The organism is Candidatus Rhodoluna planktonica (assembly GCF_001854225.1).
Lineage (GTDB): Bacteria > Actinomycetota > Actinomycetes > Actinomycetales > Microbacteriaceae > Rhodoluna > Rhodoluna planktonica.
Genome location: NZ_CP015208.1, coordinates 569,787 through 595,745, shown reverse-complemented (window position 1 = coordinate 595,745; position 25,959 = coordinate 569,787). Strand labels below are relative to the sequence as shown.

Annotated in this window: 24 protein-coding genes; 5 read left to right on the top strand and 19 right to left on the bottom strand. The window is 50.4% G+C overall.

The window, feature by feature from the left end:
• Positions 1-118: 118 nt before the first annotated feature.
• The 8 genes from era to hrcA are packed head-to-tail and all read right to left on the bottom strand — an operon-like array spanning position 119 to position 6,817.
• A complete protein-coding gene (era, locus tag A4Z71_RS02975) occupies positions 119-1,015 on the bottom strand; it encodes a GTPase Era (protein ID WP_070954469.1) in 897 nt (298 codons plus the stop codon).
• On the bottom strand, positions 1,008-2,147 hold the full coding sequence (locus tag A4Z71_RS02970; protein WP_070954468.1) for a hemolysin family protein: 1,140 nt from the start codon (positions 2,145-2,147) through the stop codon (positions 1,008-1,010). Before A4Z71_RS02970 ends, era begins: the two co-directional genes overlap by 8 nt.
• Positions 2,144-2,602: an rRNA maturation RNase YbeY gene (gene ybeY, locus A4Z71_RS02965; RefSeq protein WP_070954467.1), complete on the bottom strand. Its 459-nt coding sequence runs from the start codon at positions 2,600-2,602 to the stop codon at positions 2,144-2,146. The genes A4Z71_RS02970 and ybeY overlap by 4 nt, the downstream gene beginning before the upstream one ends.
• Positions 2,599-3,585: a PhoH family protein gene (locus tag A4Z71_RS02960; RefSeq protein WP_084028488.1), complete on the bottom strand. Its 987-nt coding sequence runs from the start codon at positions 3,583-3,585 to the stop codon at positions 2,599-2,601. Before A4Z71_RS02960 ends, ybeY begins: the two co-directional genes overlap by 4 nt.
• 43 nt (positions 3,586-3,628) lie before the next feature.
• On the bottom strand, positions 3,629-3,952 hold the full coding sequence (locus A4Z71_RS02955) for an HIT family protein (RefSeq protein WP_070954465.1): 324 nt from the start codon (positions 3,950-3,952) through the stop codon (positions 3,629-3,631).
• A 19-nt stretch (positions 3,953-3,971) separates the two neighbouring features.
• Entirely contained in the window at positions 3,972-4,775 is an 804-nt protein-coding gene (locus A4Z71_RS02950) for a 16S rRNA (uracil(1498)-N(3))-methyltransferase (protein WP_236858553.1), read from the bottom strand.
• Positions 4,714-5,790: a molecular chaperone DnaJ gene (gene dnaJ, locus A4Z71_RS02945; RefSeq protein ID WP_070954463.1), complete on the bottom strand. Its 1,077-nt coding sequence runs from the start codon at positions 5,788-5,790 to the stop codon at positions 4,714-4,716. The genes A4Z71_RS02950 and dnaJ overlap by 62 nt, the downstream gene beginning before the upstream one ends.
• A gap of 7 nt (positions 5,791-5,797) precedes the next feature.
• Positions 5,798-6,817 carry a heat-inducible transcriptional repressor HrcA gene (gene hrcA, locus A4Z71_RS02940; protein WP_070954462.1) on the bottom strand — a complete coding sequence of 340 codons (1,020 nt, stop codon included), beginning with the start codon at positions 6,815-6,817 and terminating at the stop codon, positions 5,798-5,800.
• A gap of 92 nt (positions 6,818-6,909) precedes the next feature.
• Here hrcA and A4Z71_RS02935 point away from each other — a divergent pair, with 92 nt between their 5' ends.
• On the top strand, positions 6,910-7,260 hold the full coding sequence (locus tag A4Z71_RS02935) for a DUF4870 domain-containing protein (RefSeq protein WP_070954461.1): 351 nt from the start codon (positions 6,910-6,912) through the stop codon (positions 7,258-7,260).
• On the opposite strand, the gene hemW is transcribed toward A4Z71_RS02935, so the two are convergent.
• Together hemW and lepA are read right to left on the bottom strand one after the other, a co-directional pair.
• The gene (gene hemW / locus A4Z71_RS02930) at positions 7,261-8,496 is read right to left on the bottom strand and encodes a radical SAM family heme chaperone HemW (RefSeq protein WP_070954460.1); all 1,236 of its coding nucleotides are present in this window, start codon (positions 8,494-8,496) and stop codon (positions 7,261-7,263) included.
• A complete protein-coding gene (gene lepA / locus A4Z71_RS02925; RefSeq protein WP_070954459.1) occupies positions 8,496-10,352 on the bottom strand; it encodes a translation elongation factor 4 in 1,857 nt (618 codons plus the stop codon). Before lepA ends, hemW begins: the two co-directional genes overlap by 1 nt.
• 184 nt (positions 10,353-10,536) lie before the next feature.
• Between lepA and rpsT the strand changes: the two genes are divergently transcribed.
• Positions 10,537-10,797, top strand: a complete 261-nt coding sequence (gene rpsT, locus A4Z71_RS02920; protein WP_070954458.1) for a 30S ribosomal protein S20 — start codon at positions 10,537-10,539, stop codon at positions 10,795-10,797.
• Between the two features lie 109 nt (positions 10,798-10,906).
• Here the strand turns inward: rpsT and holA are convergent, their stop codons facing one another.
• The 5 genes from holA to pabB form a co-directional block, all read right to left on the bottom strand.
• Positions 10,907-11,884, bottom strand: coding sequence for a DNA polymerase III subunit delta (gene holA / locus A4Z71_RS02915; protein ID WP_070954457.1), 978 nt, complete (start codon positions 11,882-11,884; stop codon positions 10,907-10,909).
• Positions 11,885-11,893: 9 nt separating this feature from the next.
• A complete protein-coding gene (locus tag A4Z71_RS02910; RefSeq protein WP_070954456.1) occupies positions 11,894-13,810 on the bottom strand; it encodes a ComEC/Rec2 family competence protein in 1,917 nt (638 codons plus the stop codon).
• Positions 13,807-14,412, bottom strand: a complete 606-nt coding sequence (locus tag A4Z71_RS02905) for a helix-hairpin-helix domain-containing protein (RefSeq protein WP_070954455.1) — start codon at positions 14,410-14,412, stop codon at positions 13,807-13,809. The genes A4Z71_RS02910 and A4Z71_RS02905 overlap by 4 nt, the downstream gene beginning before the upstream one ends.
• Before the next feature lie 62 nt (positions 14,413-14,474).
• Complete coding sequence (leuS, locus tag A4Z71_RS02900) at positions 14,475-16,967, bottom strand: leucine--tRNA ligase (RefSeq protein ID WP_070954454.1); 2,493 nt, start codon at positions 16,965-16,967, stop codon at positions 14,475-14,477.
• Between the two features lie 41 nt (positions 16,968-17,008).
• Positions 17,009-18,277, bottom strand: a complete 1,269-nt coding sequence (gene pabB / locus A4Z71_RS02895) for an aminodeoxychorismate synthase component I (protein ID WP_070954453.1) — start codon at positions 18,275-18,277, stop codon at positions 17,009-17,011.
• A 124-nt stretch (positions 18,278-18,401) separates the two neighbouring features.
• On the opposite strand from pabB, the gene A4Z71_RS02890 reads away from it, so the two are divergent.
• Positions 18,402-19,142 (top strand): aminotransferase class IV, encoded by a 741-nt coding sequence (locus tag A4Z71_RS02890; RefSeq protein WP_158512774.1) that lies wholly within the window; start codon positions 18,402-18,404, stop codon positions 19,140-19,142.
• Here the strand turns inward: A4Z71_RS02890 and cydC are convergent.
• The 4 genes from cydC to A4Z71_RS02870 are packed head-to-tail and all read right to left on the bottom strand — an operon-like array spanning position 19,125 to position 24,676.
• The gene (cydC, locus tag A4Z71_RS02885) at positions 19,125-20,747 is read right to left on the bottom strand and encodes a thiol reductant ABC exporter subunit CydC (RefSeq protein ID WP_070954451.1); all 1,623 of its coding nucleotides are present in this window, start codon (positions 20,745-20,747) and stop codon (positions 19,125-19,127) included. The two genes, A4Z71_RS02890 and cydC, sit on opposite strands and share 18 nt — an antisense overlap.
• Entirely contained in the window at positions 20,740-22,209 is a 1,470-nt protein-coding gene (locus tag A4Z71_RS02880; protein ID WP_070954450.1) for an ABC transporter ATP-binding protein/permease, read from the bottom strand. The genes cydC and A4Z71_RS02880 overlap by 8 nt, the downstream gene beginning before the upstream one ends.
• A gap of 7 nt (positions 22,210-22,216) precedes the next feature.
• The gene (cydB, locus tag A4Z71_RS02875) at positions 22,217-23,251 is read right to left on the bottom strand and encodes a cytochrome d ubiquinol oxidase subunit II (RefSeq protein ID WP_070954449.1); all 1,035 of its coding nucleotides are present in this window, start codon (positions 23,249-23,251) and stop codon (positions 22,217-22,219) included.
• 15 nt (positions 23,252-23,266) lie between these two features.
• The gene (locus tag A4Z71_RS02870) at positions 23,267-24,676 is read right to left on the bottom strand and encodes a cytochrome ubiquinol oxidase subunit I (protein ID WP_070954448.1); all 1,410 of its coding nucleotides are present in this window, start codon (positions 24,674-24,676) and stop codon (positions 23,267-23,269) included.
• 115 nt (positions 24,677-24,791) lie between these two features.
• Here A4Z71_RS02870 and A4Z71_RS02865 point away from each other — a divergent pair, with 115 nt between their 5' ends.
• A complete protein-coding gene (locus A4Z71_RS02865) occupies positions 24,792-25,571 on the top strand; it encodes an SOS response-associated peptidase (RefSeq protein WP_084028396.1) in 780 nt (259 codons plus the stop codon).
• Positions 25,572-25,668: 97 nt separating this feature from the next.
• Positions 25,669-25,959 (top strand): DUF6504 family protein, encoded by a 291-nt coding sequence (locus A4Z71_RS02860; RefSeq protein WP_070954447.1) that lies wholly within the window; start codon positions 25,669-25,671, stop codon positions 25,957-25,959.

The following is a 25,959-nucleotide window of genomic DNA, read 5'->3' as shown; positions in this document are numbered from 1 at the left end:
CTAGAAAAAGGTGGCGACCAAGCAGAAATACCCGCAACGAGAAAGGTCGATTTAGACCTCGTTGCGGCCACTAAGCAGTAGGCCAAAGAACACATTTTTAGCGTAGTCGGTCTGGACCCTAAAAGCCAAGTTTGCCCAGTTGTTTCGGGTCACGTTGCCAATCGGCAGCAACTTTGATTCGTAAATCAAGAAAGACTTTGACTCCGAGTAATTTCTCAATTTCGAGCCTCGCCTTGGTGCCAACTTCGCGCAGGCGAGACCCCTTGTGCCCAATTAGGATTCCCTTTTGACTGTCGCGTTCAACCCATAAATTGGCGTGAATCTGCATCAGTTTTTTATCATCCCGAAACTTCATTTCATCCAAAGTGACCGCGAGTGAATGCGGCAACTCATCTCGGACACCCTCGAGTGCAGCTTCACGAATTAGCTCACAGACACGGTCTTCATCCGATTCGTCAGTTAGGGCATCTTCTGGATAGAGCATTTCGCTGAGCGGCATGAGCTTGATGAGCTCTTCGATCAGAACATCTAGCTGTTGCTCGCCCAAAGCTGATACCGGGATGATTTCATCCCACTCGCGAAGTTTCGAAACCTCGAGAAGTTGGTTTCGCACCTCAGCCGGATCGGCTAATTCAATTTTGGTAACCACAGCAACTTTTTTAGCCCGACGGAAACGATCCAACTGCTCGCTGATAAACCGATCCCCCGGACCGATCTTTTCATTGGCCGGTACGCAGAAAGCAATAACGTCAACATCGGCGAGAGTACTTTCCACCAAATCGTTAAGCCGCTCTCCCAGCAGGGTTCGAGGACGGTGCATGCCCGGAGTGTCAACAATGATGAGTTGACCCTGAGGTCGGTGGATGATTGCCCGGATAGCTTTTCTAGTGGTCTGCGGTTTTGCCGAGGTGATTACGACTTTTTGACCGACAAGAGCATTGGTCAGCGTAGATTTGCCGACATTTGGTCGCCCAACAAAAGACACAAAACCGGCGCGAAAGTTCGGATCAGTCATTAGCAGACTCCTTTGCTGATAGAGCCTGGGTCATGTCATCGTACTCTTGGGTTTTTTCCACGATTATTGAAACAAGGCGCTTACGCCGACCCTCAATCTTTTCGACTTTCATTCGCAAACCCGAAACGGTCACTTCATCTTTTAGGTTTGGTAGTCGGCCCAGTTGCTTGGTGAGTAAGCCGCCAACGGTATCAACATCTTCGTCCTCTAATTCAAGGCCCAACTCTTCGCCAAGATCAAAAAGCGAGCATTTGGCATTGACCCGATAACTGCCATTCGGCAACAGTTTGAAGTCTTCGACTTCTTGATCGTATTCGTCAGAAATATCACCGACGATTTCCTCTAGGACATCTTCCATAGTCGCAATTCCAGAGACGCCACCATACTCGTCGACGATTATTGCGATATGTGTTGCCGATTGCTGCATTTCGCGCAAAAGGTCGTCAACGGGTTTTGATTCAGGAACAAAAACTGCCAATCGCATAATCGCTGAGGCAGCTACAGTTTCGAGCGACTGGGGGTCAGAACTGAATTTTAGAGCCAGATCTTTGAGGTAGAGAACACCGACCACATCGTCGATGTTTTTACCGATAACCGGCAGTCGTGAGAAACCGCTCTTTAGAAAAGTTTCGAGAGCCTGATCGAGAGTTGCCGAGGCAGAAACTGTTGCCAAATCAATGCGTGGCACCATTACCTCGCGCACGATGGTTTCAGTGAACTCTTCAACTGAGTCCAACAGTTCCTGCTCAAATTCTTCTGGTGACTCCTCCTGTGGCACCGCCAAAGGTGTGAAAAAAAGCCCAAGTGAAGTCAGCAAAGGCTCAAATTTCTTGGCGAGCCAAGTTGCAAAAGCCTTGGCCGCCAAAGCTTTACTTAGCAGTTGGCTGGTGATGACGACAAAACCCATGAGCGCCACGGCAGCAAGCGCGGCAAGCGACCTGTGAATTTGAAGCGGAGCAAAGGCTTGACCGACCGTGACGCCGAACACACCAACCAGGCCAAGACGAATAAAACCAAGGGCGTCAATTTGCGTGCCGGTAGCACTTCGAAAAACCAGGTTTGCTCTCAGCAATCCAAAAATGTAGATGAAAAGAGCAATTACTCCGGCAATAATCAGCGCCCAGGCAATCATTGATTTTCCAGCTGGTAGAAGGCTTCAAGAATGTCTTTTTGGAGGCCAAACATTTCACGCTCTTCATCTGGTTCGGCATGGTCAAAACCCAGAAGATGCAGGATGCCGTGGGTGGTCAGCATCAAGATTTCGTTGATTGGCTCATGCTCTGCAGTTTTTGCCTGCCGAATTGCTACCTGCGGGCAGATGACAATGTCTCCTAGCAGCCCTGCAGGCGTAGGTGCACCGGGTAGTCCGGGTCGCAATTCATCCATCGGAAAACTAAGCACATCGGTCGGACCAGGTTCATCCATCCACTGAATGTGTAGCGCCTCCATCGGCTCTTCATCGACAAATGCGATAGCCAAATCGGTCTGCGGATGCATCATCATGCGATCGAGAGCAAACTCTGCCAGTCGAAGTACCCGAGCCTCATCAACTTCGATTGCTGATTCGTTGTTTATGTCGATGCTCATTTTTTACTTCCTGGCCTGGGTCGAACAGCCGCCGTGCTGCGGTTCGCACTGGTCTCGCTACGAGATTTCTTGACCAGCTGTTGCTCGTCAAATTTTGTGTAGGCATCCACGATTTTCGCAACCAACGAATGGCGAACGACATCCTCGCTGGAAAGATAGCTGAAATGTAAATCATTGACCTGATCGAGGGCCGCAACTGCCGACCTTAGTCCAGAGGCTCCGCCGGGAAGATCTATCTGAGTTATGTCACCGGTTACCACCATCTTTGAGTTGAAACCGAGACGGGTGAGAAACATTTTCATTTGCTCTGGTGTTGTGTTTTGGGCTTCATCAAGCACGATGAATGAATCGTTTAGCGTGCGTCCACGCATGTAAGCCAGTGGGGCGACCTCGATTGTGCCCGATGCCATTAATTTTGGAACCGAATCTGCATCGAGCATTTCTTGCAGGGCATCAAAAAGTGGGCGTAGGTACGGGTCAATCTTGTCGTTGAGCGTGCCCGGTAAAAAACCAAGACGCTCACCGGCTTCAACCGCCGGGCGGGTCAAGATGATGCGACTAACCTCTTTGCGCTGCAAGGCCTGCACCGCTTTTGCCATGGCAAGGTAGGTTTTTCCGGTTCCGGCAGGGCCGATTCCGAAAACTATCGTGTGGTTATCAATGGCGTCTACGTATTGTTTCTGACCGAGAGTTTTAGGCCGAATGCTCTTTCCTCGAGAGCTCAGAATGCTCTGACTGAGGACATCTGCTGGACGCTGATTAGCTTCGATTATTTTTCCAGAGCTCAAAACTTCTGTCAGACCTAACGTTTGGCCTGACTTGATTAGCATCACCAGTTGTTCTACCAAATTTTTTGCCTGCACTATCGAGTCTGCCGGACCCCGCAACTTAATCTGGTTGCTTCTCACCATAACGTCGAGATTCGGAAACTGTTGTTCGAGTGCCTGCAGCAATTGGTCCGACGCCCCAAGCAGCGAGACCATGTCAATCCCGTCGATTTCAATGTTTTGTGAAGTCTGGCTCACACTATGCCTTGGGTGTGGTCGAGGTAATGTGACCGTGAACGTGAAAAACTGACTGTCCTGCTTCAACGCCGGTGTTGAAGGTGAAACGGAATGATCCCGTCGATAACTCTTCAGCTACTTTGGTACCAAGTTGCATCAGATCGACCAAATGCTCTGGGCTTCCTGTTGAAAGTTCAGCAATGTTTTCGTAATGAATTTTTGGCACCAGCAATACGTGTACCGGTTGCTGGGGCGAAATGTCCCAGAAAGCTATTGTTTTCGCGGTCTCGGCCACGGTCTTTGCGGCAATTTCTCCGGCGGCAATTTTGCAAAAAATACAGTCCATTTGGTCTCCTGTCAAAAGTCTAAGCCCAGCCCTCAATTTGCCCATGGATGACCGACAACGCTGCAATACCTGCGGTGGATGTTCGCAGCACCGAATCGCCTAGGGCAACTGAACGAGCACCGGCAGCCACCAACTGTTCAATTTCTGCTTCGGCGATACCACCCTCTGGGCCTACCACGAGGGCAATCGATCCCTGCTGTGGCAATGTGACGTCGCCAAGTTTCTCAGCTGCGGTCGGTTCCAAAACTAAAACTAGGTCGAAACTCGAAACCATAGTTGCTAGCTGATTTGTGCTGACCAGCTCGCGCACCTGCGGTGTGTAAACCCGAAGTGATTGCTTCGCTGCTTCCGAAACAATTGACTGCCAGCGGGAAATACCCTTGGCAATCTTTGGGCCTTCCCACCGGCTAACTGATCGACTGGCAGCCCAAGGGATTACCTCGTTAACTCCAATCTCGGTGCAAGCTTGAATGGCGAGTTCGTCGCGATCCCCTTTGGCAAGCGCCTGAATCAGCACGGTTTTCAGCTTGGGTTCAGCAACCTGATTTACTTCGGTTACCGAGATTGTTAGCAGGTCAGCAGCGACTGAAGAAATTACACCTCGAACGCGAAGGCCTTTTCCGTCAGTCAGTTGAAGTTTCTCGCCAACGCGCATCCGACGAACTGACGCAGCATGCTTAGCCTCTGCCCCGCCGATTTCGACCGATTGCCCGATAGCTGGAGCACTCTTGGTTTCCCAGAAGAAAAGTGGTTCAACCATTTCAGCGATTACGTTTCCCGGCAAAGAATCCGGTCGTGTGTCGCCGCAAGCTTGGTTTTTCATCCTTGCGCGCCTTCGCAAAACTGCGGAATAGTTCTTTTTGCTTGGAATCTAGCTTCTGCGGAATCTGAACGGCGAGTTGGATTTTTAGGTCTCCTCGACCAGAAGAACGCAACCTGGTGACACCTTTAGATTTGATCGTGATGACATCACCGGATTGAGATCCAGGTGGAATTTCCAAATCGAGAGAGCCGTCAAAAGTTTCGATAGTTGCCTGTGTGCCGAGCACGGCATCAGCCAAAGGAACTTCTAGAACCGCAGTAAGGTCATCGCCCTCGCGCCCAAAAACATCATGAGTCTTTATCGAAAATTCGACATACAAATCACCGGATGGGCCACCACCGAAACCAACTTCTCCCTGCCCTGCCAACTGCAACCGAAGCCCGTCATCGACTCCACCGGGAATGTTCAGATCGAGGTTTCGACGAGCGCGCACTCGACCTTGACCACGGCAGTCAACACAGGGATCAGGAATGACTTGCCCGTAGCCGCGACAGGTGCCGCAGGGCGCTGAAGTGACTACGTTTCCCAGTAACGAACGAACCTGGCGCTGAATCTGACCTGAACCACGGCAAATATCGCAGACTACTGCTGAGGTTCCGGGGCGGGCACAAGACCCCTGACAGGTCTCGCAAAGAACGGCGGTATCAATTTCGATCGTTTTTTGGACACCAAATACGACGTCACCCAAAAGCAAATCAACCCGGATGAGCGCATCTTGGCCGCGTTCGGCACGAGATCGTGGACCCCGTGTTTGGCTGCCAAAAAATGAGTCAAAAATGTCACCGAAGCCGAAGCCACCAGCAAAACCTGCTTGGCCACCCATGTCGTACTGGGCTCTTGCCTGGCTGTCACTGAGCACTTCATAGGCGTGGGTAACCAACTTGAAACGCTCTTGCGCCTCTTCACTCGGATTGACGTCCGGGTGTAACTCGCGAGCAAGCTTTCGGTAAGCCTTTTTTATTTGATCTTCACTGGCATCTCTCGCGACACCTAAAACCTCGTAATGGTCAGACAATTATTCCTCAGCTTCCAAGCGTTTTACTCAAGTAGCGGGCAATGGCGCTAACCGCTGCGATGTTTTGCGCGTAATCCATGCGCGTTGGGCCAATGACACCAATCTTGGCGATTTCAGCCCCCTGGTTTTCGTATCCAGAAACCACAACCGAGGTTGAAGAGAAATCTTCAAATGGGTTCTCTTTGCCGATGCGCAAACTAACTCCGTGCTGGCCTGCCTGCATCTCGGTAATTAGTTTCAAAAGCACTACCTGTTCTTCGATGGCCTCTAAAATCGGCGAGACACTCCCCTGAAAATCAGATTCACTGCGGACTAGATTTGATGTTCCGGCGAGCAAGATTTTGTCTTGGTGATTTGCATCAACTAATTCGAGTAGCGCATTTTCAATCAAACGGAAACTCTCAATGTATGCCGGCTCCAGTTGATTTTTGAGCTCGGCAAGTTTGTTCGAGACTGAAACCAGGTGCGAGCCCTGCAAAGATGCATTCAGTTTTTGACGCAAAGTTGCGATGAAGACCTCATCGATTTCACTAAACAACTCCACAACGTGCTGCTGAATTCGGCCAGTGTCAGTGATCAATATCAGCAACACTCTGGTCTCGTTGGCTGGCACAAGTTCGATGTGCCTAACGCTGGCCTTGCCAAGAGTTGGATACTGAACCATGGCAACTTGATTGGTTAGGTTCGACAAAAGCCGGACAGTTCGCGAGAGAGTTTCATCCAAGTCAACGCTGCCGAGCATGAAAGTCTCAATTGCCTGCCGCTCGGCTTGACTCAGCGGTTTTACTTCGCTCAGGCGATCAACAAAAAGTCGGTAACCCTTGTCTGTTGGAACTCGACCAGCTGAAGTGTGCGGGGCATGGATTAGCTCTTCATCCTCGAGGATGGCCATATCGTTGCGGATAGTTGCTGCTGACACACCAAATTGATGCCGCTCAACCAAAGATTTAGAGCCGACCGGCTCGCGAGTGGCAATGTAGTCCCGGACTATGGCGCGAAGGACTTCGAGACTACGATCTGGAATCAAACTGCACCTCACTTAGCACTCTTTAGCCTAGAGTGCCAATATTACCTCGCATTGCCCGATGCAACTAGGCTAAACACGAAGCAAGGAGTGAAATGACGAACCCGAATCCCTACGCTGCCAACGAGCCTCTGGATAAACAAACGGAAAAAATTCTTGCGGTTGCGGCTCACCTGCTGGCTATCCCATTTGAAGTAGTTGTTCCAATAATCGGTTACTTCCTGCTGCGCGATCGTGGCCCTTTCATCTCTCATCACGTTAAAGAATCACTCAACTTTTCAATCAACATGGCACTACTTGCTGTGGTGCTAGTGATAAGCGTGATTGGTTGGGCGTTGCTTTGGCTGCCGCCTATCATCTGGTTGGTAATGCGAATTATCGCTGCGGTTAAGGCTGCCCAGGGCGAGTTTTATCGCTACCCGCTGACTATTCGATTTTTTAAGTAATTAGCCGGTAATTAGGGCTGCAATAACTCGGTCAGCGAGCAGTCTGCCGTTTAGTGAAAGCACTAGCTTTCCCTGTATTGCCTGATGTCCTTCAATCAATCCATCACTGATTAGCGTGCTGATTACTTTGTCAGCTTCGGGATTAATCTGCTTGACCGTCGCAATCGGAAGGCCAGTTCGGAGCCGACTTTGCAAAAGAATCTGTTCTTCCAACGAAGTGGTTACATCAAGCACCTCACGAGCAAATCCCGGTGAGACATTGCCACGCAGCGATTCAGAGTAGGTTGCCGGGTGTTTCTTGTTCCACCAGCGGACACCGCCAACGTGAGAGTGCGCACCGGGCCCGTAACCCCACCAGTTTTGATTTTGCCAATAGGCAATGTTGTGGGCCGACTCTAAATCTGGTGATTTGGCAAAATTGCTAAGTTCGTACCAACGGTAGCCACGCTGCTGCGCTAGTTCGTCAAGTAATTCGTACATGTCGGCCTGCAAATCCGAATCAGGCTCGGGCAGCTCACCGCGCTTTATTTTGCGCGCCATTTTTGTGCCATCCTCGACAATCAGCGAGTAGGCAGAAATGTGACCTGGATCAAGCTCAAACGCGGCCTCTAACGACTGGCGCCACTCAGCCAAAGTCTCGGTTGGTGAACCGTAGATTAGGTCGACAGAAGTTTTCAGACCTAAGGCCTTTGCCCAGCCAACCGCCTTGGCTACACCTTCAGGATTGTGAGTGCGGTCTAAGATCTTCAAAACCCGATCAACAGATGACTGCATACCGATTGAAATTCGATTGACGCCCGCTTGAGCTAGCTGCTCTAGATACCGCTCGGATAGATCATCGGGATTAGCCTCAGTGGTTATCTCGATGTTGTCATCAAAACCAAAATTTTGAACCAGCGAATTCAAGACCGCGCTAAATGCTGAAGGCTGCAATTTGGTTGGGGTTCCACCACCAAAAAAGATGGTCTTTAGTTTTGGCACCTGGATTCCAGATTTAGTTAAAGCCAGCGCAGAGAATTGAATTTCGCTAATTATTGTTTGGTGAAACTCGTCCTGCGAAACACCCTGCAATTCGGTTGCGGTGTAGGTATTGAAATCGCAGTACCCGCAGCGAACTGAACAAAAAGGAATGTGCAGGTAGGCGTGGAAGCTTTTATCTGCTGCTCGTTTAACGGCAGATTCCGGCAATCGACCGTCATCCGGAATTGGCTCTCCGGCCAACTGCGATGAAGCCATTACTTTTTCTTCTCGCCCTTTTTCTCACCATCGGTGGAAAGCGCGGCAATGAAAGCCTCTTGCGGCACCTCAACCCGGCCGACCATCTTCATGCGCTTCTTACCCTCTTTTTGCTTCTCGAGGAGTTTGCGCTTTCGCGAGATGTCACCGCCGTAGCATTTGGCAAGAACATCTTTTCTGATGGCTCGAATTGATTCGCGCGCAATGATTCGGCTTCCGACTGCTGCCTGAATCGGAACTTCGAATTGCTGCCTTGGGATAAGTTCACGCAATTTTCCGGTAATCATCACGCCGTATGAATAGGCCTTGTCTTTGTGAACGATTGCGCTGAAAGCATCAACCTGTTCGCCCTGAAGCAACAGATCCACCTTTACCAAATCGCCCTGCGCCAAACCGGCCTCTTCATAATCGAGAGAGCCGTAACCGGCAGTCTTACTCTTTAGCTGATCGAAGAAATCAAACACAATCTCTGCTAGCGGCAGCGTGTAACGCAATTGCACACGATCTTCGCCCAGATATTGCATGTCAATCATCGAACCGCGCCGAGACTGGCAGAGCTCCATGATGACGCCAACGTAATCTTTGGGAGTCAAGATTGTTGCCTTAACAATCGGCTCAAGGATCTTTTTGACTTTTCCGGTTGGAAATTCACTTGGGTTGGTGACCGTAATTTCTTTGCCGTCTTCCATGGTTACTTCGTAAACCACAGATGGTGCGGTTGCAATTAGGTCTAGGCCAAACTCACGCTCGAGTCGCTCGGTAACAATTTCTAAGTGCAGCAACCCCAAGAATCCGCAACGGAAACCAAAACCCAGAGCAACCGAGGTCTCTGGTTCGTATGCCAATGCAGCGTCGCTGAGCTTGAGTTTGTCGAGTGCTTCGCGAAGAACCGGATAGTCGCTGCCATCAATTGGATATATTCCAGAGAAAACCATCGGCAGTGGATCTTTGTAACCCTTCAAAGCCTCGGTCGCAGGCTTTGCCAAGTTGGTGATAGTGTCACCAACCTTTGACTGGCGAACATCTTTTACACCGGTAATTAGGTACCCCACCTCACCGACACCCAATCCTTTGGTTGGTTCAGGTTCAGGTGAACTGACGCCGATTTCGAGCAGCTCATGAACTGCCTTGGTCGACATCATTTGAATTTTCTCTCGACTCTTGAGATTTCCGTCAACCATTCTGACGTAGGTGACCACACCGCGGTAAGGGTCATAGACAGAGTCAAAAATCATGGCACGAGCCGGTGCATCTGGGTCGCCCACCGGATTAGGCACTCGCTGCACAATTCGATCGAGAAGAGCATCAACACCAACACCGGTTTTTCCAGAAACCTTTAGGCAGTCAGCTGGGTCTCCCCCGATTAGATTTGCCAACTCTTCCGCGTATTTTTCGGGTTGCGCGGCTGGTAAGTCGATTTTGTTTAATACTGGGATGATTTCCAGGTCATTCTCGAGGGCTAGGTAAAGATTCGCCAAGGTCTGTGCCTCGATGCCTTGGGCCGCATCAACCAAAAGCACGGCGCCCTCGCAGGCAGCAAGAGATCTCGAAACCTCGTAGGTAAAGTCAACGTGCCCAGGAGTGTCAATCATGTTCAGCGCATAGGTTTTACCTTCGTAATCCCAAGGCATACGAACCGCCTGTGACTTGATAGTGATTCCGCGCTCGCGCTCGATGTCCATGCGGTCAAGGTACTGGGCCCTCATCGAACGATCGTCGACGATTCCGGTAAGTTGCAACATTCGATCGGCCAGGGTTGATTTGCCATGGTCGATGTGAGCAATGATGCAGAAATTTCTAATCGCCGCTGGATCTGTTTTGGCTGGCTCGAGTCGAGACAATGAACGTGGCGACAAATGGACCTCTAAGAATTGGGTTGCTGGTTTGTGACAATTCTCGCACATAGATGACTCAAGGCGGTTGTTTATTGAGATTGGCCCTGCTAGGCTTGGTGGTTGATACGGGTGAGTGTCTCCACCTAAATCCCTACAACTCTTTTTCAGTTGTTCTGTCACGAGCAACTAACCCAGAAAGTGAAACATGGCAAACATCAAGTCACAAATCAAGCGAATTGCGACCAACCGCAAGTCGGCAGAGCGCAACAAGGCAGTCAAGAGCGAGTTGAAAACCGTAATCCGCGCTGCTCGTGAGGCAGTCGCTGCCGGAGACAAAGCTGCTGCTGATGCAGCCGTCAAGCTAGCAACCAAGAAGCTAGACAAGGCTGTTTCTAAAGGTGTTATTCACCAGAACCAGGCAGCTAACCGCAAGTCGGCTATCGCCAAGAAGGCATCTGCTCTCTAAAGAAGTTTTGAAAATAATCCTCGAATGAAAATTCGGGGATTATTTTTTTACCCGGAAGTTGGCAGGGCTTTTTTACTCGGAACTTGACAGGGCCAATAACGAAACGTAGTTACTGCAGTTTGCCCTTACTGGCAATAAGAAGAACTAGTTGTTCCAGAACGAATTCTGGATCACGACTGGCACCTTTGGCAGCTGCATCGGCATCAACCAACGCTGAAATTACCGCCGCTAACCCCTCTTCGTCCCAACCAGTGAGATCTTTGCGTGCTCGATCAAGTTGCCAGGGGGCCATGCCCAAAGTTTGAGCCGAAGCGCTTCTGTTTCCATAAAGTTTGGCCAATTGCCTAATTTTCATAGCAACGGCCGCAACCAAAGGAACAGTCTCAGCTCCCGATGACAGCGCATGCCTCAATAGAGCCAGCGCTGAGGCCGAATTAGCCGCAAGCGCCGCATCGATGACTTTGAACGCGTTGGTTTCAACTCGGCCCGAGTAATACCGATCAACAATTTCTTCGGTGATTGTTTCTGCTGCGTCTTGCAGTAGTTGGCTACATGCCGAGGCTAGTTCAGCCAAGTCTTCGCTGAACGCGTCTAGAAGTGCTCGGGTGGCGCCTGGCGTAATTTTGCGACCAGCAACTTCGAATTCAGCTGCGACAAAGGCAGCACGCTCTGAATCTTTAGAAATTGATAAGACGGGAATTTCGATGGCGACGGATCTGAGAGCTTCGAGTAATTTTTTGCCGCGAACCGACGAGCCATTGTGCCGAAAGATTACTGTGACATCTTGGGCTGGGTTTTGAACATAACGAACGCCATCTTCGATCAGATCATCGCTGCAGCGTTCTACTGATCTGATGATGATTAGTCGCGGCTCACCAAACAAGGATGGGCTCGCCAAAGAATCAAGCAATCCCGAACTATATTCGGCTGCGTCTAGGTCGTGAATTTCTAGATTTTCATCGGCCGCGCGAAGTTGCTCGCGAATTGACCGAATCGCTCGGCCAGCAAGAAAATCTTCTGGCCCAAAAACCAAAACTGCTTCGCTTGGCCGCGCATCGCGGAAGGAAAGGATTTGATTTTTAGCCACGGAGACAGCCTACCCAGTTGCTGAGATGTTCAGTTTTGAATTGCTGGACGAAAGTGCAATGCTGCCCAACTCATCGGTTCTAAGTATCTGTTTGGCAGACTGGACCAACTGACCAAGCGTTCTGTCAGTGGGATGCCCGTAACTGTTGTTTTTGCCCACCGAAATCAAGGCAATATCGGGTCTCAGTTCTTCATAAAGTTCAAAAAATTGATCGGCTGAGCCGTGGTGGGCAACTTTTACTATCAGCGGCCGGGAACGATCGTTGAAATTTAGATCTTCGGAAAGTCGCATCTGAGCTCTTTCGCCAGAATCGGCCAAGGCCAGCAACTCTAAAGTCGGCAAGGTAATGAGAATAACTAACGAGCCATCATTCGAGTCTTCGCCTTGGTTGCCAATCGGAGAGAGAACAGTTGTCTGGGTGTTTTTGAAATCTATTTTTGAACCAGCGCTAGCGCTTTGTACAGGTATGTTGTTTAGTTCTGCTATCCGGTTGAGGTTCGTTGCTGCCCAGCGCTTATCTGGCCAAGCCGAAACGTAGATCATTTCAACCGGCAGATAAGAAATTAGATCGTCAACTGCACCCATGTGATCGAGGTCAAAGTGAGTTAGAACCAGATGATCAATTCTCGAAACGCTAGCCTGATCAAGGCAAAGTTTTAGTTTGCCCCAGTCGTTACCGGCATCGATAATCATGGTCTCGCTCGATGATCGCACCAGTAAAGCATCGCCTTGCCCTACATCGCACTGCACTAACTGCCAGTCATTAGTGATCTGCTGCCAAGGTTTAGGTGCCAACGCGGCACTGGTGCCAAGAGTTGCCGCCAGCAGTGCGGCGGCGATGGCAAAAAAGAATTTGACTCGTCGGTAATTCGGTATTGCAAAAGCAACAAGATAGACAGCCAGCGCACAGAGAGATGCCAGAGCAAATGGCCCCTGCCAGGCGAAACTTGCTGCAGGAAAAGAAGCTACCAATTGAGCAACAGCGAGTATTAAGAAAGCCGGAATCGAAGCAAACCAACCGACGATGGCGGCTAGTGGCGGAAGCACAGTGGCAAAAATAAGAGTAAGCAACCCAAGTACAGTCACCAACACCACCATGGGCTCGACGATAAGGTTTGCCAGCAAACTGTAAATCGGAATAGAGCCCTGCAATGAATAAATTATTGGCAAAGTCAGCAGCTGAGCAGAGACACTTGCACTAATCAGCAGAGACAGCCAATTCGGCAGCTTTTTTGAAAACCGATCGTGAATTTTTGGCGCGACTAGAAGAATGCCGAAAGTTGCCAAGGCCGAGAGCGCAAATCCGATATCGGTGGCGAAGCTTTGATTTACGAGCAGCAACCCTGAGACCGCGAAAGTAAGGGCCCCCAAAGTGGAGTTAGGTCGCCCAGACATTCTGGCAAGAACCACGACTAGAGCCATCGCTGTTGCCCGCAAAACGCTAGGTTCGAATCCGACAAGCAGCAGGTACCCGACCAGGGCTGCAGCAACCGTAGCCAATTGCCATCGAATTGACGGCACCATTTGTTTAGTTAGCAACCAGACCGCCGCGCCGACAATGGCACAGTTTGTACCTGAAACTGCAGTGAGGTGACTAAGACCAGCGATTTTCATGTGGGCAACCGCTAGCGGGTCTAGTTCAGAATCGGCACCGAAAGCCAGACCACCCACCAAGGCCTTTGCCCCGGCAGTTACCCCGAAATCTAGGTTTGCAAAGGCTGATCGAAGATTTTCGATTGGGCCGACCGAGAATTGGAGATTTTGAAACCAATAACTGAGCTGGTCGGTTGGCAGTTTGAGGAGCAGCTTGGCGAGAGCAACCGAAATTGCCAAAGCAAACGCAGCTAGAAATAGCCAAAATCTGCCAGTTGATCGAACAGCAGCAGTGTGACCCAGATTATGGCCGGAACCTGCCAGGGCACTCAAGGCACCACCAAAGTCTTGATTGATTCGTAAAGTTTTGGCCCAATTCCGCTAACTTTACGCAGGTCGCTGATGCGGCTAAAACCACCGTTTTGCTCGCGCCAATCAATGATTCGCTGAGCCAAAGTTGCTCCGATTCCAGGTAGCTGATCTAGCTGGTTCAAAGTTGCCGAATTTAGGCTGATAGTGCTCTGGCTTTGATCGCTCTGCACTGAAGTTTCGCCGATTTTGGCGACTTTTATCTGCTCACCATCGTTTATTGGCCGAGCTAAATTCACCGAATCTGCTTGGGCCTGATCGGTAAAACCTCCCGCCGCAAAGACCGCGTCAAAAAGCCGTGAGTTTGCCGGAAGTTGGTAGATTCCGGGATTGATAACTTCGCCAGAAACGTGAACAAACACGTTTGCCGTCGATGTCAGGGGTCTTTCTTCGGCTGCGGTGATGAGCTGCTGATCAACCGCTAGGGCCACGTTGTTATTTGATTCGAGCGCGCTAACCATGCCCGCGCTTAGCGCAACGAGCGCAGCTAGTAGCCCAGCCCCCAACCGCTTCGCAAATTGAGGTAGTGACTGAATCTGACCTAAGAGGACTCGAAGTTTTGACACCCATTCAGGTTAGAAACCCGGTGTCGCCAAAACCCCTAGCAACAAAATAACTGTGGAGAAAGTTAGGCCTTGGTCGCTATGTTGACAAGCTTCGGTGCGCGGATGATGACGTTGGCAATTTCTCGATCGGCTATTGCCCGCTGAACATTTTCCGAGCCGAAAGCAAGTTCGCGCAACTCATCCTCGGTGATGGTCACTGAGACTTCGAATTTATCGCGCAGCTTGCCGTCGACCTGAACCACGGCCGTTAGCGAGTCTTCAACTAACAAAGACTCATCTGCGGCTGGCAAGCCAGCTAAAGCAACCGAAGGCTGATGGCCGAGCTTTGCCCACATGTCTTCTGCGGTGTATGGGGCAAAGAGCGAAAGCGCCTTGGCTACAGTCTCGGCCGCCTCTCGAACAGCCGGATCTGCTGCTCCAGGACCGTTGTCGATTGCCTTTCGTAGCGCATTAACCAATTCCATGATTTTGGCCACACCAACATTGAATTTGAAGTTCTCGATTGCGACTGGGAAGTCGCGCAAAAAGCTGTGAGTTGCTCGACGGAGGTTTTTATCACCGAGAGCGACATCGGCACCAACTTCACCGGTGACCTCGCTCGCACAGCGCCAAGCGCGCGCCAAAAATTTTGCTGAACCAGCTGGCGACACATCAGCCCAGTCAATGTCATCCTCGGGCGGGCCAGCAAACGCCATGGTGAGTCGAACAGCGTCAACTCCATGCAAATCTAACTGATCGCTTAGACGCACCAGATTGCCACGACTTTTCGACATCGCCGAACCGTTCATGAGCACCATTCCCTGATTTAGCAGGCGGGTGAAAGGCTCGTCAAAGTCTAGATATCCCAGATCGTGCAGAACCTTGGTGAAAAAGCGAGCATAGAGCAGGTGCAAAATAGCGTGAGTTACACCACCAACGTATTGGTCAACCGGAGCCCACTGCTTGGCTAGATCTTGATCAAAAGCCTCAGTGGTTGAATTCGGTGAGAGGAATCTCAGGAAGTACCAAGAGGAATCGACAAAAGTATCCATTGTGTCGGTGTCTCGCTTGGCTGGCTTATTGCACTTCGGGCAGCTCACATTTACCCAGTCGGTTGCACCGCCCAATGGCGAGGTTCCCTTTGGTTTCAGATCAAGACCAGCTGCCGATGGAAGCTCAACTGGAAGTTGTTGCGCAGGAACCGGAACTTCACCACAACTGTCACAGTGAATAATTGGGATTGGCGTACCCCAGTAACGCTGACGCGAAATTAACCAGTCACGCAACCTGAAGTTTTTTGTCGCCTTACCTTTTCCTTGAAGGGTAAGTAGTTCGGTAGCCTTGGCAATGGCTTCGGCCTTAGTCAGTCCATCTAGCGGACCCGAGTTAATCAGTACACCATCGCCGGTGGTTGGAGTTTGAGATTCGAGCGGTGACGGATCGCCGGTGTCGACCACGACACGAATTGGCAAATTCATGGCCTTGGCGAAATCAAAGTCGCGCTGATCGTGCGCCGGAACAGCCATAATCGCACCGTGTCCGTAATCGGCCAGGACGTAGTCTGAGATCCAGATTGGTAACCGCTCACCGTTGATTGGATTGATGGCAAATCGCTTGCTGTCTAGGCCGGTTTTTGGTCGATCGGTAGCTAATCTTTCGATGTCGTTCGACTGCTTAACCTTCTCAAGGTAGGTTTCGAATTCTTGCTGAACCTGAACATCAGAGCCGGCGACTAGTTCAGCCGCGAGTTCACTGTCAGCGGCGACGACCATAAAAGTTGCACCGAAAAGAGTGTCTGGTCGAGTGGTAAACACTGAAATAGGTTCCGCGCGACCTTCAATTTCAAATTTAACATCTGCTCCGTAAGAGCGCCCAATCCAGTTTCGCTGCATGGTCAAAACCTTTGAAGGCCAGTTGCCCTCAAGGGTGTCTAGATCATCTAATAAGCGGTCGGCATATTCGGTCACCTTGAAATACCACTGAGTAAGAGCCTTTTTGGTTACCAGGCTGTCGCAGCGCTCACAAAGGCCCTGCACCACCTGCTCGTTAGCCAACACAGTTTGACAGCTCGGACACCAGTTAACATTTGAGTTTTTGCGGTAAGCCAGACCGCGATTGTAGAACTCGAGGAACAGCCACTGATTCCAGCGGTAGTAGTTCGAATCTGAAGTGATTAAGACTCGATCCCAGTCGAAGGAGCAGGCGTAACGGCGCATTGAGGCGCGCTGCTGTGCAATGTTGTCGTAGGTCCAGCCCTTGGGGTCGAGACCGCGCTTGATAGCCGCATTTTCGGCTGGCAAACCAAATGAATCCCAGCCAATCGGGTGCATAACGTTGTAACCCTTTTGCACCCAGTAGCGTGCAATGACGTCACCTAAGGCATAGGCCTCAGCGTGTCCCATGTGCAGATCGCCCGATGGGTAGGGAAACATGTCCAAAACGTATTTTTTTGGACGCGCGTCTGTTGGGTTTCCAGAATCAAAAGGGCGCAACTCATCCCAAACTGGGAGCCATTTGTCTTGGATGGCATTGATGTCGTAACCGTCGTTGGTTTCAGGCGCGTTTGAGTTAGTCATTTCTCACATCGATAAGCGATTGGATGGAATCTAAGTAAAGGTTACCAAGGGCTGGGTGCGCCCAGCACGTCTAAGAGTGCTTTTGCCTTGAGTTCGATCTCGGCAAATTCTGCCTCAGGATCAGAATCGATGGTTATGCCGCCACCGACTCCAATTGAAATCTGCGATTCTTCGAAGATGAGGGTGCGAATCACCATACCCAGTTCAAGGCTGCCGTTGCCAGAAAAACTACCAATTGCTCCGGAGTAAATACCGCGCGGCCCTGCTTCCAACTCGGCGATAAGTTCTATTGCCCGAATTTTGGGAGCTCCGGTCATCGAGCCGCCGGGGAACGCTGCCTCAAAAGCATCAATTGCTGATTTACTAAGGGCGAGCTGCGCGGTTATGCGACTGACCAGCTGATGAACAGTTGCGTAGGTCTCAATCTCAAAAAGACTGGAAACCTGGACGGTATCGAATTCGGCGACTTTGCCTAAATCGTTGCGCATCAGGTCGACAATCATCAAGTTTTCGGCCCGCTCTTTCGAGTTGCTGCGAAGCTCCTGGGCAATCTCAGAATCTTCTAACTCATTTTCTGAACGAGGACGGGTGCCCTTGATGGGTTTTGTGGAGATTTTTCCGCTTGATGAAACGGTAAGAAACTGCTCTGGACTGGCACAGACGATGGCTAATTCGCCTATTTTGAGGTAAGCCGAATATGGCGTCGGTACTCTAACTCTCAGTTTTAGAAATATGGCCAGAGGATCTGCCTGAGCCACGATGTTGATTTGGTTGGTTAAGCAGAGCTGATATACATCGCCATTTGCGATACTTCGCTGAGCACCGGCAATTAACTTCAGGTATTGAGACTTCGAATGCCTTGCGCTCACTGATTCAAGATTGATATCGCCATGCTTTAACAAATAGCTAGCGACTTCGCCACCAACTAGCGCGAGTCGCAGAAACGCGGCTCGATACCAATTCTTAAATTCGGCTTCAGATTCTGCGTAAGCCAAAAAATGCATTTTCCGATTTCGGTGATCAAAGACAATTGCCCGATCAACCAGAAGAAGATTCTTTTGGCCTTCAAATCCAACAGCACCAACCAAACCGGGCCTGAATTCAAATGGCAACTCTAGGTCTTCATCGGACTTAAATAGCTCAAGTTCAGAAAACTCATGAACCGGCAATCCCGATCCGATAACGCTGAACGGCTTTTCTAGATTGTGCTCTCGATCCAGCCAGAAAGCATTTGGGCTATTGGAATAAAGCTGCACAAATAAATCAGCAGGAGCCACCCAACCTTGAAGATCGATGTGAAAAAGTGGCAATTAGTCTCCGCTGCAGTCGATTAGTGTTTCGTCAAATTCATAATCTAGATTAGACGCACGGCAACGGAGGTGAATGATGGATTTTGGCCAAGTTTTTCGCTTTGTTGACGACAACCTAGTGTCGGTGAAAAGTACCACTGGAGATCCAGAGTTGGCCGCTGCTGATTCCTGGCTGGTTGAAGAAGGGCGCATCCGCTCACTTGGTATGCATTTTGACCGGTTTGCTGAGTGGGCACTGCAAGCATCTCCACAATCCGGCGAGATCCTGCCAAGATTTTTCAATTCCGTGATTGAAGCACTTCCAGAAACCGGTCGCTGGTTTCCCAGAATTGAACTGCACAGCGAACTTAGCCAGGATCAATTTTTTCTGCGGCTTAGACCAGCTCCGGCGCAACTCGGTGAAATTGTTTTGTGGACCCTTCCAGAAGCCGATCCGCGTCGATACCCCAGAATTAAGGGCCCAGATCTCAGTCTTTGCATGCAGTTGCGCCGCCGAGCGCAACTGCATCACGCCGACGAGGCAGTGCTGTTAGACGCTGAAGGTTTTATCCGCGAAGGAGCACTGAGTTCTCTGGTTTGGTGGCGAGACCAAACTCTTTGCGCTGTTGACGACGAAACCGAGTGGTTGCCGAGCGTAACCCGAAACGAAGTCTTTCAAATTGCCGATTCACTCGGAATCACCACGAGGTTTGAAAAAGTGACCCCGAACGACCTTAGCGGATTAGAAATTTGGGCACTGAGCTCACTGCAGGGTATTCGACCTGTCTCAGCTTGGATTGAGAACACGGTTGCCGACGCTAACCTGCAACGCCTAGAGCAATTTCAACGCCGACTGCGTTTGTTCGCGTCAGTTCCGAGTCTCTAACCTAATTACTCGCTGAAATTTATCGGCCAGGGTAAGGTCATGACTGATTACAATCAGTGCCCGGTTCTGACCAGCCCAGGTTGCTAGGTAAAGATCGATTACATCGCGAGCACGTTGGTAGTCGAGGTTGGCGCTTGGCTCATCGAGGATCAAAACGCTTGTGTTAGCGAGGATGGCTCTTGCCAAAGCGATTCGGTGCGCTTCCCCGCCGGAAACAAAAGCTGCGCCTTCACCGAGAGCCAAATCGAGGCCACCGCGCTCGTCAAAATTGAGCCCAACCGCTGAAAGAGCAGCCAGCATTTCATCATCGCTGGCATCCGGTTTAGCTAACTTCAGATTGACCCGCAACGATTCAGGAAAAATGTGCGGAGCTTGCTCAATGAGACCAACCGCTCCAACCTGCGATTGCCTCGAAAGTGCGGAAAATTCGATGCCGTTAATCAGATACTTACCCGCATCTGGTTGCAAAAGGCCGGTCAAAACAAAGGCGATAGAAGATTTTCCGCTACCGCTGGCACCGGTGATAAACAGGCTTTCACCGGCGTTGAGTTGCAGCGAAAAATCATCAATTACGGTTGGCGCATTGGGGTAGCTAACGGCCACCGCCGCAAGCCTTAGGTACTCAAACTTAGAGAGCTGATCGCTTCCGCTGCGAATTTGAAGTTGGTTTGGCACTTCTGCGTTAAGAATCTCTTTGACCCTGCTGGCAGCTTTGGTAACCGATCGACCAAGTGCCAGGCCTGGCACCATCGCAGCCAATAGGTCGGCGAAGGCCAGTGGCAGCAGAATAAACACGGCGACCTCAACAGCGGATATTGAATCCTGCGCTAGCAGATTTGAAATAAAAACGCTGATGGAAACAATTGCAGCCAGAAGCCACAACTGCACCAAAGCAGCTGCGGCACCGGACAAAAGCGCGATCTTGCCAGCTAAATTTCCCTGTCTGGTAAACGCCGCATCTAGCCCGGCAAGCGAGTTGGCTTGAGTGTCAAAATCGCGATTCAATCGATAAAAACTTAGATGCTGAAAAAGCTTTATCTGCACCTCTTGGCTTGCCTCATCGAATGCTGTGTCACTTCGTCTAGTAAACCTTGCCATCATGAAAACGAGCACATGGCCAAGCAGCAACAGGATGGCAAAGATGATTGCTAGCTCAAGCGAACGCCATGCAATCAGCAAAATCGAGAGAATACTGGTAACCGCGCTGACCAAGATTGGCGTAACCACGCGCAATGGCCCATCTTGAAGTTTTTCAGTGTCAATCACCAAGTTGGTTAGGCGCTCACTGTTGCTGCGGATAGCAGCCGGAATAAACGGGGTTAGTTTTTCGACCAGTTGAGTGCGCAATCGACCCAGTCCCCGAAATACGCTGTCGTGGGAAACTAACCGCTCAAGGTATCTAAAAAATGCACGACCAATTGCAAAAGCTCTAACTCCAACGACCGCAATTGACAGATAAAGCACCGGAGGCTGCTGAGCTGCCCTTGAAATCAACCAAGCCGAACTGGCTAACAGAGCAACTGCACTGATTCCTTGTAAAACAGCAATGAAGACCGCAAGCGCATAGCCTTTCTGGCGACGAACAATCATTAACCAATCAAGCATGCTGCACCTCAATCACTTGCTCGGCGACGTCTCGCCATGCATCTTGGTGACTGATAACAATCAATTGACCTTTATCGGTCAGTTTCGCTAAATTCTGGATAATTTTGCGGCAGCGCTCATCATCCTGTGCCGAAGTTGGCTCATCGAGCAGCAAAGATTCGGCTTCGATCAGCAAAAATCGATAAATAGTTCTAGCGAGATTGAGCCGCTGCAGTTGCCCACCTGAGAGGTTCGTACCATTTTCGGCAACCGGATAGTCGAGCGATACATCGTCTAGCACTGCCGCAGCCACAGCAATTTGAACCAACCGACCATTGGCCCTGTTGCCTGGCCCAGTTATGTTCTCTTGAACCGATAGCGGCCAGGCCTGAAGATCCTGCGCCATTAGCGATGAGGTTTTCATATTTTCCTCAAAGTAGGCGCGAAGTAAAGTGGTTTTTCCAGAGCCTGACGGGCCGCTGATGAGAGATACACCTGATTCGAATTGCCTAACATCTGGCTTAATTGCAGCTTGTTCGAGAGCGGGTTTTTCAAAAAGGGTAAAAATACGTTCAATGTTTACGGCACCTTCGCTGGATGCGTGGAAACTTGCACCGACATTTCGAAGAGGCAAATAGACCTCAGGGGCAAGCAGCAGGATGAAAAGACCCGGTAGTAAATCGATCTCGCCCCAAACCAAACGAAAACCAATTGCTACAGCAACCAGAGCAACCGATAACGAAGCAGCCAATTCGAGTGCGAAACCCGATAGAAACGAGATCCTTAGAACTCGCATCGTTTTCTCTCGATAGGCGTTATTCGATTTTGCTAGCTGTTCTTCCTGATTTTTCTCGCGGCCAAAAATTCTCAACGTGGCCATGCCTTTTAGGACCTGAGCGAACCGCTGCGACAGAACAGTCAAAGACTCCAATTGGTTTTTCTGCTCGACTCGAGTTGCCCAACCAATAAAGACCATAAAAATAGGGATGAGTGGCAAAGTGAAAGTAAAAATTATTCCGCTGGTGAAATCGACCCAGTAGGCAATAACCACCAGCACCGGCGTTGCGATTGCCGCATGAAACAGGTGCGGGACGAACTTGGCGAAGTAACTGTCGAGTGTATCGAGGCCTCGCCCGAAAAGAAGCGCAAGTTCAGTTGCGCTCTGCCCCGCTAGCCAGCCACTGTTAGTTGAGTCAATTTGGTTTAGGAACCGATTTCTAAGGTCCTGCTTGATTCGACTTGCCGCACTGATTGCGAGGTAATCGTTCAACCAAATTAGTGCCACCCGAAGCATTGCAAAAACTGCCAGGTAGGTCAGTGGTAAAAGCTTTCCAGAGGCAAATAGCTCGGTGACGACAACTGAAATTTGCCAGGCTAATCCGACAGTTGCAAGCAGGCTAAAAAAAGCCAAGGCGACCGCGCCGGCGATGAACCAGCGGGCCGCTTTGACTTCTCTAAATAATCGAAGATCGAGAGGTTTCAAGATACTTCTAGTGTGCCCCAACCGGGATCGATTTGCGGCTTACACGCTTGCGGAAGACCCAGTAAGTCCAGCCCTGGTAAAGCAAGACCAACGGAATCATAATTACGGCTACCCAGGTCATGACACCTAGGGTGTAATCGCTCGAGCGTGCGTTTTCGACGGTGAGGCTAAAAGCATCGTCGATGGTCGATGGCAACACGTAGGGGAACAGTGCGGCAAATAGCGCGCCAACACCGGTAACGATGGTTAGTGCCAGCAAACTGAAGGCGATTCCGCTGCGCTCCAAGCGGTTAGCAACCAGGCCACCAATCAGGCTCAACGCAGCCACCGCAGTCAAAACCAAACCGAGTACGAATAGCTCTCGGGTTGCCGTGATCGCGAAAAGCGTCCACAACAGGAAGGTCGCCGCCAAAGCAGTTGCCACCAGGCCGACTTTGTGGGCCAGTTCTCTTGCTCGAACCTGAATTTCACCTTCGGTTTTTAGACCGATGAACATCAAGCCGTGGGTCCAGAAAAGGGTCAAGGTAACCAGTCCGCCAAGCAAACCGTATGGGTTTAGCAGGGTGAACAGGGTTCCGGTGTAGACGTGATCCTCGTTTAGCGGAACACCTTGCACAATGTTGGCGAATGCCACACCCCAGAGCAGAGCTGGCAAAGCTGAACCAATCACAATCATCCAGTCGAAAGTTGCCTTCCAGCGAACTTCGTTAGCACCAATTGTGTGACCCTTGCCGCGGTACTCAAAGGCAACACCGCGAGCAATTAGAGCAGCCAGAATCAGCAGCAGGGCAAGGTAGAAACCGCTGAAGAGCGACGCATACCATTCAGGGAAAGCGGCAAATAGAGCCGCTCCGGCGACAATAACCCAAGTCTCATTCAGGTCCCAAACGGGCCCGATTGTATTGATTAGAACTCGACGGTCAGTGTCATCCTTGGCAATAAACGGCAGCGACATTCCAACGCCGAAATCAAAGCCATCGAGGACGAAATATCCGATGAAGAGGAACCCGACTATTAGGAACCAGATTTCTTGTAGTTGCATAATTTTTCTCCGTTCCTAGTAAGCGACCGCTAGTTGGTCTTCGTCTTTCGACTGCTTTTCTTCAACCGGACCAGCTTGTGCGGCTGCGAGCAGCAACTTAAGCTCGACCACAGCAAGTACGCCATAGATGAGGGTGAATACAATCAACGAAATCAAGACGTCAACACCGTTGATTCCGGGCGAGACCGCATCAGCGGTTTTCATGAGTTTGAATACGATCCAGGGTTGACGTCCCATTTCGGTAAACAACCAACCGATTGAGATAGCCAATACAGGAATTGGGGCTGCCCAAATTGCGGTGTTCCAAGTCCATTTAGGTAGCTGGATGCGCCCTTTTCGAGTGATAACCAAACCGACTACCGCAATAAGCGCAGAAAGCACGCCTAGTCCGATCATCCAGCGGAACGCCCAGTAGGTGATCCAGATAACCGGCATGTAGTCGCCGGGACCGTAGAGAGTCTCATATTGAGCCTGAAGGTCGTTTAGTCCTTCAACTTCACCATCCAAGGTGTGAGTTGAGAGGAAAGACAAAAGGTAAGGAATCTTAACCGAGAACAGCTCTGTCTTACCGTCGGGAGTACCAAGCGTGAATAGTGAGAATGCGGCTGGCGAGCTGGTCTCGTAGAGAGCCTCAGCCGCAGCCATTTTCATCGGCTGTGTTGCCACCATGGCAAGACCTAAACCGTCACCGGAAAGAACAGTTCCTGCTCCACCAACGAGCACAGTCCACAAGCCGAAACGCAATGAAGTGTACATGCTGTCAACAAATTGGTTGCGCTTTAGGTGGTAGGCGGCTACCGAGACGATTACAGCACCGGCAAACATCAACGATGCAGTTATCGTGTGTGGGAATTGGTTTAGCGCAACAACGTTGGTTAGCACTGCACCAATGTCGGTTAGCTCGGCGCGGTTCTTAGCCTCGTTAATTTCAAAACCAACCGGGTTTTGCATGAATGCGTTGGCCGCCAAGATGAAGTAAGCCGAAAGGCTAACACCCAGTGCCGTCATCCAAATAGTAGCTAGGTGGATGCCCTTTGGCAACCGATCCCAACCGAAAATCCAAAGTCCAATGAAAGTGGCTTCGAAGAAGAAGGCAAGTAGACCTTCCATAGCCAAAGGTGCGCCGAAAACGTCACCGACAAATCGCGAATAGTCTGACCAGTTCATTCCAAATTGGAATTCCTGCACGATACCGGTAACTACACCCATGGCAAAGTTGATCAAGAAAATTTTGCCGAACAGTTTGGTCATCTTTAGGAATTTTTCATTTCCAGTTTTGTACCAAACGGTCTGCATAATTGCGACCAAGAAAACCATGCCGATAGTTAGTGGCACGAATAAGAAGTGGTAGATGGTTGTCAAACCGAATTGCCAACGAGATAGGTCGAGGGCACTCAACTCGGTTAGCACCGCGATGTTGTGCATTTTGAGGCTCACTTTCCGAACTTTTTTCTAGTTCACCTCTAAATTTACTAGAAAACTTATCTAGTTTTTTCCAAAACGCCGCATGCGAGGATTGTTTCGTGAATAAAGTGCTCGATTGCTTGATTTTCGCGACTCAACGCCAATCAGAGGGTGTCCGCTAGTGTGCGGCCGTTTTGTGGTTGCCAAAACAGTTGGCGAATTGCTTACCATTTTTGAAGCGGATGAGATTGTCGGTGAGCATCCGGGTCCGCGTTTCAATGTGGCACCGACTCAACCAATCAGCATCCTGGTTGATCGAGCATTTGAAAAAGATGAGGCCGGTATTCCGGTAGGTGAGCTCTCTCGTGAGCTGCACGTTGCCCGCTGGGGGCTAGTCCCCCGCTGGGCAAAAAGCCCGACCGAGCATGCCCCTCTAATTAATGGGCGAATTGAAACAATTCTGGAAAAGCCCTCTTTTAAAGATTCAGTGGTTCGGCAACGCTGCGTGATACCTGCTTCGGGTTATTACGAGTGGCAGGTTGGCGCAGATGGCAGCAAACAGCCTTTTTACATCCACGCCGGCAATGATGGAATGTTCGCCTTGGCTGGGCTTTACGAGTGGTGGCGAGATGATTCGAAAGCAGCGGATGACCCGAGTCGATGGTTGCTCTCGGCCACGACCTTGACCAAAGACAGTGCTCCAGAATTGGCTCACATTCACGACCGAAACCCGGTGTTGCTGACCCCAGAAACTTTTGAGAGCTGGCTAGACCCGCTGCATTCTGGCAACGCGCAATTGCTTGCTGAGGTTTCTAGAGGCTCTGATCTGGTTGCAGCCGAGGCGCTGTTTCATAAAGTTGCTGCCGATGTTGGCAAAGTTAGCAATGATTACCCAGAACTGACCAGGGCTATTTAGCCGTTTCTAAAAAATTGACTTGCATTGTCTTAGTCGAGGCATACACTTTTAACATTCGAACAAATGTTCGAATGTTGTTCGTGGCTGAGGGGTCAAAATGCGGCAACTTGAAAATCGAGTTGTGGTTTCGGTTAATCAAACGGGCGAACCGGTGCGGTTTGTCTGGAAAGAAAATCGCTACCTAGTAATTGCCAAACCTCGTCGCTGGTTTACTCGAAAAAACTGGTGGCTAACCAGCACCACAGTCCAACCGGGTACCGGCCAAGCAGCTCTTGAAGCTGAAGTTTGGGCAATTAAGGCAAAGCCAGCAGATACCGAACAACCGTGCCAAGAGTTTGAACTAAGTCGAGACAACGAAGGCAATTTTTGGTCAATCAAGGCTAAATAA